This window comes from Pseudomonas sp. MWU15-20650 (genome assembly GCF_023242475.1).
Classification (GTDB): Bacteria; Pseudomonadota; Gammaproteobacteria; order Pseudomonadales; family Pseudomonadaceae; genus Aquipseudomonas.
Map to the genome: position 1 here is coordinate 84,016 of NZ_JALJFG010000021.1, position 13,516 is coordinate 97,531.

General features: G+C 56.0%; 13 protein-coding genes and 1 tRNA gene. 2 read left to right on the top strand and 12 right to left on the bottom strand.

The window, feature by feature from the left end; translation table 11 throughout:
* Nucleotides 1-48: 48 nt before the first annotated feature.
* From M5B43_RS16985 to M5B43_RS17015, 7 genes are all read right to left on the bottom strand, one after another.
* A complete protein-coding gene (locus M5B43_RS16985; protein ID WP_248751174.1) occupies nucleotides 49-885 on the bottom strand; it encodes a macro domain-containing protein in 837 nt (278 codons plus the stop codon).
* A 37-nt stretch (nucleotides 886-922) separates the two neighbouring features.
* Nucleotides 923-1,477: a hypothetical protein gene (locus M5B43_RS16990; protein WP_223481382.1), complete on the bottom strand. Its 555-nt coding sequence runs from the start codon at nucleotides 1,475-1,477 to the stop codon at nucleotides 923-925.
* 180 nt (nucleotides 1,478-1,657) lie between these two features.
* Complete coding sequence (locus M5B43_RS16995) at nucleotides 1,658-1,933, bottom strand: hypothetical protein (RefSeq protein WP_223481381.1); 276 nt, start codon at nucleotides 1,931-1,933, stop codon at nucleotides 1,658-1,660.
* Entirely contained in the window at nucleotides 1,926-2,909 is a 984-nt protein-coding gene (locus M5B43_RS17000) for an integrase domain-containing protein (protein WP_248751175.1), read from the bottom strand. The genes M5B43_RS16995 and M5B43_RS17000 overlap by 8 nt, the downstream gene beginning before the upstream one ends.
* Nucleotides 2,910-3,803: 894 nt before the next feature.
* Complete coding sequence (locus tag M5B43_RS17005; RefSeq protein ID WP_099602149.1) at nucleotides 3,804-4,133, bottom strand: hypothetical protein; 330 nt, start codon at nucleotides 4,131-4,133, stop codon at nucleotides 3,804-3,806.
* A gap of 1 nt (nucleotide 4,134) precedes the next feature.
* On the bottom strand, nucleotides 4,135-5,469 hold the full coding sequence (locus tag M5B43_RS17010; RefSeq protein ID WP_248751176.1) for an integrase arm-type DNA-binding domain-containing protein: 1,335 nt from the start codon (nucleotides 5,467-5,469) through the stop codon (nucleotides 4,135-4,137).
* Nucleotides 5,470-5,641: 172 nt separating this feature from the next.
* Nucleotides 5,642-5,717: transfer RNA gene (locus M5B43_RS17015), tRNA-Thr, on the bottom strand.
* Nucleotides 5,718-6,151: 434 nt separating this feature from the next.
* Here M5B43_RS17015 and bcsQ point away from each other — a divergent pair.
* Nucleotides 6,152-7,051 carry a cellulose biosynthesis protein BcsQ gene (gene bcsQ / locus M5B43_RS17020; RefSeq protein WP_248751177.1) on the top strand — a complete coding sequence of 300 codons (900 nt, stop codon included), beginning with the start codon at nucleotides 6,152-6,154 and terminating at the stop codon, nucleotides 7,049-7,051.
* Nucleotides 7,052-7,292: 241 nt separating this feature from the next.
* Here bcsQ and M5B43_RS17025 read toward each other — a convergent pair whose 3' ends face one another.
* The 5 genes from M5B43_RS17025 to M5B43_RS17045 all read right to left on the bottom strand — a co-directional run bounded on the left by M5B43_RS17025 (nucleotide 7,293) and on the right by M5B43_RS17045 (nucleotide 11,498).
* The gene (locus M5B43_RS17025) at nucleotides 7,293-8,480 is read right to left on the bottom strand and encodes a methyltransferase (protein WP_248751178.1); all 1,188 of its coding nucleotides are present in this window, start codon (nucleotides 8,478-8,480) and stop codon (nucleotides 7,293-7,295) included.
* Complete coding sequence (locus M5B43_RS17030) at nucleotides 8,461-9,150, bottom strand: ABC transporter permease (protein WP_248751183.1); 690 nt, start codon at nucleotides 9,148-9,150, stop codon at nucleotides 8,461-8,463. Before M5B43_RS17030 ends, M5B43_RS17025 begins: the two co-directional genes overlap by 20 nt.
* A gap of 38 nt (nucleotides 9,151-9,188) precedes the next feature.
* Nucleotides 9,189-9,884 carry an ABC transporter permease gene (locus M5B43_RS17035; protein WP_248751179.1) on the bottom strand — a complete coding sequence of 232 codons (696 nt, stop codon included), beginning with the start codon at nucleotides 9,882-9,884 and terminating at the stop codon, nucleotides 9,189-9,191.
* 74 nt (nucleotides 9,885-9,958) lie between these two features.
* Entirely contained in the window at nucleotides 9,959-10,711 is a 753-nt protein-coding gene (locus M5B43_RS17040; protein ID WP_017138657.1) for an ABC transporter substrate-binding protein, read from the bottom strand.
* Between the two features lie 13 nt (nucleotides 10,712-10,724).
* Nucleotides 10,725-11,498 (bottom strand): ABC transporter ATP-binding protein, encoded by a 774-nt coding sequence (locus M5B43_RS17045; RefSeq protein WP_248751180.1) that lies wholly within the window; start codon nucleotides 11,496-11,498, stop codon nucleotides 10,725-10,727.
* Between the two features lie 556 nt (nucleotides 11,499-12,054).
* Here M5B43_RS17045 and gabP point away from each other — a divergent pair.
* Nucleotides 12,055-13,446 (top strand): GABA permease, encoded by a 1,392-nt coding sequence (gabP, locus tag M5B43_RS17050; RefSeq protein ID WP_248751181.1) that lies wholly within the window; start codon nucleotides 12,055-12,057, stop codon nucleotides 13,444-13,446.
* Nucleotides 13,447-13,516: the final 70 nt, after the last annotated feature.

Here is a 13,516-nt window from a genome sequence, read left to right on the forward strand (position 1 = left end):
ATACTAAGGCTTAAGCGAATGCCAGTGATGGTATCGTCTCTGAGTTTCTTATATTCCGTTTCTTACTGACTTAATATCAAGAAGGTTAATACTGGCCATTTTGTCTTTGTGAACGACGATGGTAAGTTTTGCCGGGTATTTGAAGCGCATTTCACTAATTCGAAAAGTCCACAGCATTATTTTCAGAAGATCTTCGTCCGTAATATTTTTATGTTCTTTTATTCTGGTGATTCCCGAGCCGAACACTGGCGTGGACACGCTTTGTTGGGCGTAGACCTTATTTATCCTATCCCAGAAATTAATTAAAAATTCTAAGTATTCTGGCATAGTCAAAACCGCACGATTGCTCTTATCAAATTTTGAAAAGGCAGCGAGAATGAAATCGTCATATACACATAGAGTGCCTATGTTGTAGCGTTGCTTCTTGCCCTCCGCTCGTGCATCATTGCGTTCGGCAAGCTCATCCGCATCAAATGCATAGTTCTCTATGTGTTGGTCGAGTTTTGCTAGTGTTGCAGGTAAGTGGTGATTTATGAATACACCATTTAAAGAGTGTGCAGAGATTATTTTGTCGTCAACCACTGTGTCAAAATATTCATTAAAGGCAATAACCTTAAGTCCGCGCTCCGAAAAAATATCGCCGCTTTTTATTGTTACTTTGCTTCCTTCAATGTCAAGCTCAACCAGGTTTAGCTTGTTCGCGCGCTGCCACAGAATTATATATAAAATAATTAGGGCTAAAACAAAAATACATCCCGCAGCAGCTTTTTTGTCAGAAGGGATCTCTACGAAAATCAAAAAAAGTGAGAAGACAGTACTCACCGTTGAAATTCTTTCTTTAAAATCCTTTACCAATTGCCGATCAAAAAAATCTACTTTTTTCACAATGCTCTCCTAAGCAGTCGCCAATTTAGCTCAGTCATCATTCGTCATAGCGATAGATGCTAGGTTTGCACTTAGTCGAGAGCGAGAAATTAGAGTTGCTTAAAGCCTTTGTGATTGCGTCTTTTTGCAAAGGAATGTGAAGTGTTGGCACTCCGTCCATCAGTCTCTTGAATGTTGGAAGCTTATTCCAAAGATCTTTGACTTCTTTTTTCAAACTTCCATTGCTCAAGAGCAGATCAAATCCAGGATATGCGACTATCACCGGCAGTCCTTGGTTGCTGATACCATACTCGATTTCTTCCTTAAGCGCTTTCGACTCAATAGTGGAGTTGCTTAGAAATAGAATGATGTTTTTCGAAACCTGTAGGCGCTGGCGCAATCTAGGCTTCAAAGTAGCTTCCCAGTCACTGCCGTCCCTGACGCTATAGGTTTTGGCATGCGAGTCGTTGAAAGGGAAGGCTGAGTCTTTACCCTTCCATGCACGCAACATGTTGTAATAAACAAAGTCGGGAGTGGCGTGAGCTTTAAGTGAGCTTTCGTTGAACGGCTCTGCAACATAGAACGCGCAGTAATTTCCATTTCGGTTCGTCATCGTTCATCCAGGTTGAAAGGGTGGAAATCACAATATAGCTCCTTTCGTAGACGGAAACACCGAGTAAGGGGACGAATTGTGACTACCCTTAGCTTCCCTGTAGGTCATCATTTTGCTTGGCGGTAGTGTCATCGCTGGGTCTATTGCTGTCGTCCGTAACTATCCAAACCTGAATCTCACTCAGAGTTTGAAAACCCATGATTTTGCTAAACGACGAGTGAGCAGACGTACAGTCAGTAAATAGTAATACCGTGTCGCCTCACTGCGCCGACCTAGCCGATGATCGAGAAACCACGCAACATGCTTTCTCTGCCAAGTCCATGGCGTCAGCCGCTGCCAGCGTTCTGCAATCTCTGCTTGGATAATCTTGGACTGACGCAAATGACGTTCACGCGTCGCGTGTGACCCGGTCAATACCCCAGCTAAAAATATCTCCATATCGAATGGCTTACTCATGCCTACCCCCAATGTAGGCGGCGACCACGTCGATTCGACCGTGTCCCAGCTCATAGCTGATTTGCCTCAGAGCCTCAAAATGAAGGCGCCGATCTATCCGAGAGCAATCACCGCCGTTGATAGGTGCGCGGTGATGGGTGATCCGTTCATAGCTTTCACATGCGAACGCTGCTCGTAACTCGTGGAGGGCTTTAAGATTCTGTGCATGAAGGATGTCCCGCGCCGGGCGGACGACTTCCTGCAACACGTTCAAGTAGCTTTCATTTGGCGCAATCAAGTTGCGGCTACCCAGAGGCGACACCTGCTCCGCCAATGCAAGCGCATCAAGTACATAGTCATCCACCGCAATCCAACGTGGCGCCGAGGTGCCGGAGCGGCCACCTTTCGTACCGTCTTGGATATTGATCTTGTCGAAGTTCTTAGCTTCACGGCTTAGCCGTGGCAGGTCAGCCAATATGGCCTCACGCAAGCGCATGCCGGTGGCTCGCGCCAACAGAACAATCGCGGCGGCCCACAGCTGATGATGGTTGCAAAGCACATTGACGACCTGCTTAACCTGTTCGCGGTCTTGGCCCTGCGGAACCGAGTGACGGACCCCGGTACGCTGCATACCCAACGCCTTGCTCGGACTTGGCAACTTCACGTACTGATCACCGCGAAGCGCCGCCATGGTCCTGTTAACGCTGGAAAGCCGATTTTGTGCGGTGCTGACGGCGAGGTCACCGCGCCTAACCACGTCGCGCAGATACGCCGCATAGTCCGCCAACACCTTCCGATCAATCTGCCGCGCATCATTGATACCGGGGCCCAGATCTGAGCGGCACCACTTCACGAATGCCTGCCACCGATCACAGTGTGCCTTCACCGTGCCGTAGTGGCCGCCGCCGAACATGTCTTTCAATGCCTGCGGTCCTGCGTAGCTCAATTGCCTGCCGTAGCCGAAATTGCGGCCATCGCGTCTACCCACCAATGCCATCTCAATCACCTCATCTCCCGTTCTCCGATCCTCGCCCCACGTCATCCCGCAAAGGATGTTGAGTGTTATCAGGGATCAAGGCCCCTGCGACCTGTGAGGGTTGTCCACTAACGCGGGACTGGCGGCTCTTTACGACCGGGAGCTTGGGCATCTCATGATCTGGCCTCCTGAACACTTCCGAAGAAGTGGGCGGGTGGAGGCTACGCTGGCTGACGAGACCGGCGCCGCGAGATCCTGAGTCGGGTGAAGGCAGTGAAGCGATGACCGGGGCGTGCCTGACTGTCAGTCAGGTGCAGTCCATTCCGTAGGCTGCGGCACCATCATCTGCATCGCTGTTGCTGGTGACTTCGGTGTTTGTCACGCCGATTGTCACGAGGGGGAATGCCGCAAAGCCTTGTACGAGGTGGGTTGCAGCAGCGGTAGGAGCGCCCGTCTCTTTCCGGGAGAAAGAGACGGGCGCAGGTTGGCGCACGGGAATGGCCAAGCGGATAGGTTGCTGCAGAGCAGCTATGAAAGGGGGATGAGTTGCCGCAGTGGGCACCCTGGTAAAAGTAGGCATCCATCACATCGTTGTGACCGTGCGAGCCGCCGGACGCTAATCGCACTTTGGGAGAACCACCACGGTGTGGCGTAGCCTTTAAGGTTCTGGCTACCTGGGTTGCTGTCAACGACAGCTCTTTGCCCGATCTTTTCTACGCCTGTGGATAATTTTGGTCAAGGCTCGAGTTTTCGGGAGTTCTACGGCTGTGGATGAAATTATCCACCGGTGGAAATCCGTGGTTTTCCACAGACAGTTGCGTGGGCTTTAGATTTTTTAGGTGAGGTCCATCCAAACAGGGCGGCTTTGCAGCCCTGTTTGGATGGACCCGCGTGGCAGAGCAGATTGCGAGAGTCTTACGGATGTACGCTTGCTTTACTGCGGCACTTTAAAAGCCAAAGCAGTGTCAGCACCGTCGGCCAAAACAACGTGTTGAGAATGTCGTGAGCGCTTGCCTGCCAGCGCCAGTATCCGAAGCTTCCAATATCGTCTCGCCGGTCTACCCACTCGCCTGCACACGCAATGATGAAAACAACCAGCCAGCCAAGGTATGGCCTGAATCGTCGGGTGCCAACGATCAACGTCAAATAGACCGCCATGCCCAAATAGATATGCAGCGCGTCTTTTGACAGTCCAGTTGCCGACACAATGGCGAGCTTGATGCTTTGTGCGGTTGAGATATCCATATCAACTCCTCCTCTCTGCGCCAATGCCAGGCTTCGCCTTTATCCGAGTAACGTTATCTCCAATCTGGTTGGCGAATTCGTGTGGAGTGACATGCTCCTGCCGGTTGGCCTCCAGGTACCGGCTCCACCAGTTCATGATCAGCCTGCGCTCCTCGATGAACTCTGCCTTGTGAATATAAGCGGCGCGGACGTTGCTGCGTTCCTTGTGGCTCATCTGCCTTTCAATGGCGGTCTCGGACCACAGTCCGGACTCGATCAGTGCGCTGCAGGCCATCGAACGAAACCCATGCCCGCAGATATCGGTTTTGGTGTCATATCCCATCGTCCGAAGCGCGTTGTTCACGGTATTTTCGGACATGGGCTTCCAGGGGTTGGCATCCCCTGCGAAGACCAATGCGAATTTACCTGTGAGTGCATGGATTTTTTCGAGTAGCGCCACTGCTTGCGGCGATAAGGGTACTAAATGGATATCCCCTGCCATCTTCGTACCCCTTGTGGAAAAGGGTACTCCCTCCAACGCGGGTCGAGTGTCCGGTATCTCCCAGGTGCCGCGCTTGAGGTCGAACTCGCTCCAGCGTGCGAAACGCAGCTCGCTGGATCGTACAAACACATGCAACGACAGCATCACCGTCAGACGGGTAAGTGCCCGGCCTTTATAGGTGTCGATCCGCTCCTGCAGTTCCGGCAGTCTCGATAAGGGTAGAGCGGGGCGATGTACCACCCGCGGGGCTTTGATCGAGCCTTCGAGATCGTAAGCAGGGTTTATGGTGATAAGCCGGAGGCGCTTTGCCTCGCACATGATGCTCTGCAGGTAGTTTTGTACCCTTAAAGCAACGTCGATCGTCCCGCGCTTCTTGATCGCTTCCAAGGGCTGCATGAGGTCATGGGTGTCGAGGTCGACAATGGCGCGAGCGCCGATCAGCGGGAACACGTGGGTTTTGAGGCGGCTCATCACAGTCTTGGAGTGGCTTGGTGCCCACTTGGCCGACATTTCCGTGTGCCAGTCGAGCGCAACGCTTTCAAAGGTTCTGCCTTTGATCACGGCTTCCGCCTTGGCTTGGTGCTTGGTCTCTATGGGATCAATGCCATCCGCCAGCATTCGCTTGACCTCCAAGCGCTTGCGGCGCGCGTCGGCGAGGCCAATGACGGGATAGTTGCCGAACGAGGTCAGTCCTTCGCGTCCGTCAGGTTTGACGTAACGGAGCCGCCAGCCTTTGCGGCCATTGGGTTGGACTAGGAGGTAGAGGCCATCGCCGTCGAAAAGCTTGTAGGCGCGGTCTGTAGGTTTTGCCAAGCGGCAAGCTGCGTCGGAGAGCGGAGCTGTGGTGCGCGACATAAGGGTACTCCCTTTTATCGAAGTGACCTGTATCCCAAACTCTACCCTTAAAACGGTTGGAATCCACCAGTTTCTGACGGAAACCGATGGAACGCTAAAACGAAAAAACCCGCCAGAAGGCGGGTTTTTCGGGGGTTCCAGAGATTTTGAAAGCTTTCTATGGAACCTTGTATGGTGCCGGCACCAGGAGTCGAACCCGGGACCTACTGATTACAAGTCAGTTGCTCTACCAACTGAGCTATACCGGCGTGTTAGGGCGACGATTATAGCGATTGGAAAGGTTATGTAAACCCCTGAATTCTGACTATTTTTACAAAGGGTGGGGTTTTCTGGTGGCGGACGCTTTTTTGTCGTCGAGAGGGTGCTCTGTGGTAGGGCATCTGCACGCATCAGGGGCTGCAGTTTCCGGCTCCGTAAGTGCCAGTAGACGTCATGTTCGCTTGCACCTGGGTCTGCTCTTTCGAGGTGCGGTATGCCTCCCGTGTGGGACCAATAAGGTGCCAGGTCATTAAGTTGACGCTGTACCGTTCATCTAAAAAAATATCGATAAAAACATCAAAATAATGACACTTTGCCATGGTTGTCACAGAATGCATGTCAGTGTGACGCCTATAAAAAGACCTGCGGTGAGTACCCGCTTGCCGACCTTCACGTCTTTAAGCTGCGTCGTGAGGAGCAGGCTATGAGCCTTAGCGAAGAACTTCTGGCGTTATTCGGTAAAAATGTCATCCGTGATGCCCAGGGCATTGATGCGCGGATGCACTTTTTTGGCAGCGTTCCTGCTGACGAAAGTCTCTCGCAACAATTGATTGAGACCCCTGTGCTGCGTCCGAAAATAGTGGCATTGGTGTCGATCAATGGGGGTGTCGGCCGCAGCACCTTGGCCACGGCCTTGAGCAGCGGTTTACAGCGCCATGGCGAGTCGGTGGTGGCTTTGGACCTGGACCCACAGAACGCCTTGCACCATCACTTCGGGGTCAGTTCCACATTACCGGGCATCGGGCGCACCAGTCTTGAGCATGGGGCATGGGGGCCGTTGCAGCAGGTGGGCTTTGCCGGCTGCCAGGTGATTACCTTCGGCGATATCGATATCCAACAGCAAGAGAACCTGGAGCGCTGGCTCAAGCATGAACCGAGCTGGCTGGCGCGTCGTCTCTCGTCCTTGGGCCTCAGCGAACGGGACACGGTGATCATCGACACGCCCGCCGGTAATAACGTCTATTTCCATCAAGCGTTGAGCGTTGCCGACGTGGTGCTGGTCATTGTGCAGGCTGACGCGGCGTGTCTTGGCACCCTGGACCATCTGGACACCCTGCTTGCGCCCTACCTTGAAGGCGAGCGGCCGCCCGTTGTGCATGTGGTGGTCAACCAGGTGGACGAGCGCAATGCGTTCAGCCTGGACATGGTTGAGGCATTCAAACAACACCTTGGTAAAGCTCCGCTGGAAGTTCATCGTGATGTGGCGATCAACGAGGCGCTGGCCTTTGCTGCCGACCCGTTGGATAACGTGGTGAAGCGGCTCGCCAGTGATGACATCAATGAATTGTGCCTGCTGCTGAAGGCACCGAAAAAAAACGCGTAAAGGTCGGTTTATACGCTTGACGCCAGATGCTTATGCACAATTGGTTGGTGGAGGCTGTCACGAAACAGCCATTTTGTGCGGCGGCTCTCAACACGCTGCAACTGCCTGTTTTGCGTGCGTTTTATTTTGTGAACAAAAAATGACCAGCATGGCTTTTGGCTCGTAACGCTTATAGCCACAGCCTCTGTAAAGAATTCATCAACAGAGTTATCCACAGGGCACGCGTAGGAAATTTTGCCCCCTAATCGCGCTCGGCCAGCACCATCAAGTTGCGTGGTGTCAGCGTCGCTTCACAGAAGCTGCCGATCTCAACCTTGTAGCCTTGTTCTGTCAGGAACAGTGCTCGATCCAGCACCAGCCACATTTCCAGCGGGCGCCGAAACAGACCTCGCACCAACTCCAGGTTGCGTACTTCGGCCAGACGATGCCAGCCGTGTGCTTCCAGCGCCGCCCAATCCTGTTCGCCTGTGGGTAAACCCTTGAGGCTCGCCAGCTCCCGGCAATAGTCGGCGAAGGGTTTCTGCAGCCAGTGAGTGGGCAGGGACGGTGTCGGCAAGTATTCGTCACAGCCCCGTAGCTGCCGCTGCAAGCGGTCAAAGCCCAGGCGCCGAGCCATGGACGTGTCCCGTTGCTGGCGTACGCGGTGGCCGGCGGTGACGGTTTCGCTGAGCGGCAGGCCGAGATCATCGACCGACAGCTGCAACGCCGAAGCACAGCCGGCACCGGACAGCGGTTGGTAACGGTCGGTGCTGATACGGTTGTAGCAGCAGGGTGCCAGTGCCAATTGTTTACAGCCTGCTGCACTGGCCAATTGCAGCAGGCGCACATGCAGGTCACCACAGGCGTGCAGGGCGACGGGGGTGTGCTCGGCGCTGATCGCCACATCGGCCATCACGTCTTGCAGGCGATGGGTGACAAGCAAGCCATGATGATCACTCAAGGCTTTGCCGGTGGCGATCAGGGCGGGGTCGTATTCCAGGCAGGTCAGCTGTTGGCCGGGGCGAAGCAGGCGGCGGCCAAGGTGACCTTTGCCGGCGCACCAATCCAGCCAATGTCCAGGCGGTTGGGCAAAATGCAGCGCGGCGCCGAAGGCTTCGATCTGTTGCCACTTGCGGCCGGGCACATCGACATTCAGCCGATGGCGAGCCGGTTCAAGTGCCTGTGTCGGTAACTTTTCCACAGCACTGAGTTGCAGGGCCTGCGCGGCCAGTGTTGGAAACGGCGCGGGTGCCGGCAGGTTGTGTGGTTGGTTGTGACAGGCTTCGGCGTCGGCCAGTGAGCGTCGGCGTAGCCATTGGGCCAGCTCGGGATGCTGGGTTTCCCAAGGTAATTGCAGGTGCGTAAAGGGCCGTGGTCGCCACAGCCCTTGGTGCTCGATCAGGAACGCATCCAGTGCCTGGAAGCGTGCCTCAACGTCCTTGGCAGGCATCGACGCGCAGCCAGCGTTCCAGCAGTTTGAAGCCGCGCACCAGGATGTAGGCCATCAGCAGGTAGAACAGCCCGGCGGCAAAGAAGATCTCCACCGGCAGGTAGGTGCGGGCAATGATGGTCCGGGCCATGCCGGTCAGTTCCAGCAAGGTCACGGTACTGGCCAGCGCGCTGGCCTTGAGCATCAGGATCACTTCGTTGCTGTACGCCGGCAGGCCGATGCGTGAGGCACGCGGCAGGATGATATAGAACAGCGTTTTGGGCCTGGACATACCCAGGGCCCGCGCTGCTTCGATCTCACCCGGCGGGATGGCCTGGATCGCACCGCGCAGGATCTCGGCGATATAGGCGGCGGTGTGCAGGGTCATGGTGGCGGTGGCACACCAGAAAGGATCGCGCAGGTACGGCCACATGAAGCTCTCACGCACCGCATCGAATTGCGCCAGGCCGTAGTAGACCAGGAACAACTGCACCAGCAACGGCGTGCCACGGAAGAAGAATATGTAGCAATAAGGCAAAGTGCGCACATACCAGCGGCGTGAAGAGCGAGCGATACCCAGTGGTATCGCCAGCAGCAGGCCGGCAATCACGGCGATGGCCACCAGTTCGAGGGTAAGGGTCGCACCCTGCGCCAATTTGGGTAGCCACTTGATAATCACCGCCCAGTTCAAGCCCAGGTCGAAATGCGACAGCCAGCTGTAGTCGCCGCTCATTGGGTGCTCCTCGCAAAGCCACGACCGGCGCGTTTTTCCAGCAGGTGCATGCCGGTCATCGCCAGCACGGTGAGGCCCAGGTACATGAATGCCGCCACCATGAAGAAGGTGAATGGCTGCTTGGTGACGGTCACGCCGATCTGTGCGTGGCGCATGATTTCTTCAAGGCCGATCACCGAAACCAGGGCGGTGTCTTTCATCAGGATCATGAACAGGTTGCCCAGGCCCGGCAGGGCGATGCGCCACATCTGCGGCATGATCAACCGAGTGAAAATCCGAAATTTCGACAAGCCCAACGCCACGCCGGCTTCGCGGTGGCCCTTGGGAATGGCGAGTATTGCGCCGCGGAACACTTCCGTAGCGTAGGCACCAAAGCACAGGCCCAGGGCGATGACCCCGGCGGCAAAGGCACTCAACGAAAGGTCGGGGTTGCCAAAGAACTCCCCGAGGGCACGCATCAGGTTGACCGTGCCGAAGTAAATCAGCAGTACCCACAGCAGTTCGGGAATACCGCGAACGATGGTCGAATAAGCACCGCCCAGCCATTGCAACGGCTTGTACGGCGAAGTCTTGGCCAAGGCACCGGCAAGGCCGAGCACCAAGCCCAGGCACAGGGCCGTGAGCGCCAGTTTGACGGTCATCAGCGCGCCGGCAGCAAGCGCGGGGCCGAATCCGTAGAGATCGAAATTCATGGTGTTTTCATATCGCGGCAGGCATTGCTAAAAGCCGACGCGCTCAAGGGAGCGCGCCGGGCAGGCCGTTCAGATCATTCGATGCTGAACGGGAAGTACTTGTCGTTGATCTTCTTGTAGGTGCCGTCTGCCTTGATTTCTGCCAGGGCTTTGTTCAGGCGCTCGCGCAGTGGGTCGCCTTTGCGTACGGCGATACCGATCTTGTCGCTTTCTACAACCGGGTCGCCTTTGAATTCATAGGCGGAACCGTCTTTGCTCTTGAGCCATTCGTACTGCACGTACTTGTCGGCAAGGATGCCGTCCAGGCGACCGGATGTCAGGTCCAGGTAGGCGTTTTCCTGGGTGTCGTAGAGCTTGGCGGTCGTGTCCGGCAGCTTGTCTTCCAGGTAAGTACCGGCCAGCGTTGCACGTTGTGCACCGATGATCTTGCCCTTCAGGTAGCCAGCGTCGGTCTTGAAGTCCGCAGTGGCTTTCGGTGCGATGAATTGCAGCTTGTTGGAGTAGTACGGGTCGGTGAAGTCGACGGCCTGCTTGCGCTCATCGGTGATCGACAGCGAGGACACCAGGAAGTCGAACTTCTTGGCATTCAGGGCCGGGATGATGCCGTCCCAGTCGGACACATACACTTCGCACTTCTCGACTTTCATCTTGGCGCACAGGGCGTCGCCGATGTCTTTGTCAAAGCCCACGACGTTGCCGCTGGCGTCTTTATTGTTGAAGGGCGGGTAGGCTGCTTCGATCCCCATCTTCAAGGTTTCTGCCATGGCCGTGGCGCTGAACGCCATCGAAACGGCCGCGGCCAGAAGGAATTTTTTATAGTTCTGCATGCATGTTGCTCCGTTAGCGGTTGCTGGACATGAATTGTTTGCAGCGCGCCGAAAGCGGGTTGTCAAACACCTGCTGTGGCGATCCTTGCTCTTCGACCAGGCCCTGGTGCAGGAACACCACTTCACTGGACACTTGGCGGGCGAAGCCCATTTCATGGGTGACCAGCAGCATGGTGCGGCCTTCTTCGGCCAGCGCGCGGATCACATTAAGTACTTCCTGGACCATTTCCGGGTCAAGGGCCGACGTGGGCTCGTCGAACAAGATGACTTTGGGTTGCATCGCCAACGTACGCGCAATCGCCGCCCGTTGTTGCTGGCCGCCGGAGAGTTGAGCAGGGTAAGCGTGGCGCTTGTCGGCAATGCCGACCTTGGCCAGCAGGGCTTCGGCCACTTCTATCGCCTCAGCCTTGCTTTGGCCAAGCACGCGGCGGGGGGCCTCGATGATGTTGTCGAGGATGCTCATGTGCGGCCACAGGTTAAAGTTTTGAAACACAAAACCGATTTCACTGCGCAGGCGGTTGATCTGCTTGCCGTCGGCGGCCATCAATTCGCCGTTTTTTGCCGCCTTGAGCTTGAGCTCTTCGCCAGCCACCAGGATCTGGCCCTGGTGCGGGTTTTCCAGCAGGTTGATGCAGCGCAGGAAGGTGGACTTGCCGGAACCGGAAGAACCCAGGATCGAGATCACGTCGCCGTCGCGAGCGGTCAGCGAGATACCTTTGAGTACCTCCAGCTCACCATAGCGTTTATGCAAGTTGCGGATTTCAAGCGCGGGCGTGGCCTCGGCCATGTGCGGTCCTCATTGTGTTCATTGCGTTCGACGCTGTTGGGCCGCCTTCCTGGCGAGGCGCCAAGCTAGCATAGCGTTCGGATGGCAGCCAACAGCGCTGCGGGCGGTTAACGGGTGGTCTGCGGCAGGGTGTCGCATCGGCGCAGGAGTGTGTCGCGCCATCAACAACCTAACAGACGTTTGAACCCGAGAAATCCACAGGCTTCGCGTAAAAAAGGGCGCGATGGTGCCAGCTTTGGCCGGGTGTTGGAAGGGTTAACCGGGTAAACGGTCCATATCAGCCCTTTAATGGAGCGTCACTGACTTTCTGTGTGTGTTTTTGGTGCGCTCAGGCGTCCTGAATGTGGGTCGCACGGTAACGCTATAGCGGAATGCCATTGTTCTCAACGACTTGCGATGGCTGACGAATTATCCTACAGCCCGCGTCAATCGTGGAGATGTAACATTTTGGCGCAAATCTTGCGTAAAAAATAAAGAACGCCCCGTTGGATTCTTTTCACGAGAAAGGCTCCAGGCCGGGCGGACCGTTTTCGCAATTCCTCGTAAAGGTGTGTCAATGAGTAGTACGCAAAGCTCCAATGACCTCGAACAGGGGCTCAAACCGCGTCACGTCACCATGCTCTCGATTGCCGGCGTTATTGGCGCCGGTTTGTTTGTAGGCTCCGGCCACGCGATTGCTGCCGCCGGCCCTGCGGTACTGCTGGCCTATGCGGCTGCCGGTACGCTGGTGGTGTTGGTGATGCGGATGCTGGCCGAAATGGCCGTTGCGTCACCGGACACGGGCTCGTTCTCCACTTATGCCGACCGAGCGATTGGCCACTGGGCCGGTTTCACCATCGGCTGGTTGTACTGGTGGTTCTGGGTGCTGGTGATTCCGTTGGAAGCCAACGCTGCGGCAACCATCCTGCATGCCTGGTTTCCCGACGTGGCGATCTGGGCCTTTACCCTGATCATTACGTTGCTGCTGACGGCGACTAACTTGTTCAGTGTGAAGAACTACGGTGAATTCGAGTTCTGGTTTGCACTGATCAAAGTCGTGGCGATTGTGGGCTTTGTCATCCTCGGCCTGGCGGCTATTTTCGGCTTCTTGCCCACCAGCCAGGTCAGCGGCGTTTCGCACCTGTTCGACACCCAGGGTTTCATGCCCAATGGCATGGGCGCGGTATTGGCAGCGATCCTGACCACCATGTTCTCGTTCATGGGCACTGAGATCGTCACCATCGCGGCGGCTGAATCGAAGAACCCGGGCCAGCAAATCACCAAGGCCACCAATTCGGTGATCTGGCGGATTGGTTTGTTCTATCTGTTGTCGATCTTCATCGTAGTGTCCCTGGTGCCTTGGAACGATCCGACCCTGGCCGCCGTAGGCTCCTACCAGACAGTGCTGGAACGCATGGGCATTCCGAATGCCAAGCTGATCGTCGACCTGGTGGTCCTGGTTGCCGTGACCAGCTGCCTCAACTCGGCGCTGTACACGGCGTCGCGCATGCTGTTCTCCCTGGGGCGACGCGGTGATGCACCGGCCGTGTCCAAGCGCACCAACAAGAGCGGCACGCCTTACTGGGCGGTACTGCTGTCCACCGGTGCAGCGTTCCTGGCGGTGTTTGCCAACTACGTGGCACCTGCGGCGGTGTTCGAGTTCCTGCTGGCCAGCTCCGGCGCCATTGCATTGCTGGTGTACCTGGTGATTGCGGTGTCGCAACTGCGCATGCGCCAGAAGCGCACGGCCGCGGGCGAGAAAATCGTCTTCAAGATGTGGCTGTTCCCGGGCCTGACCTATGCAGTGATGGTGTTTATCGTGGGGACGTTGACCATCATGCTGTTCCAGGAAGCGCACCGGGTCGAGATCATTGCGACCGGGATCCTGAGCTTGCTGGTGGTGCTGGCGGGGTTGTTTGTGGCGAGCCGTCGCAAGGCCCAGAAGCTAGGCGCTGCAGTGCTGAACTGATGTGATGGAAGGCAGTGCTGAATGCGCTGCAGTTCAAATGTGGGGGGGGCTTGCTCCCGATGGCAATGTG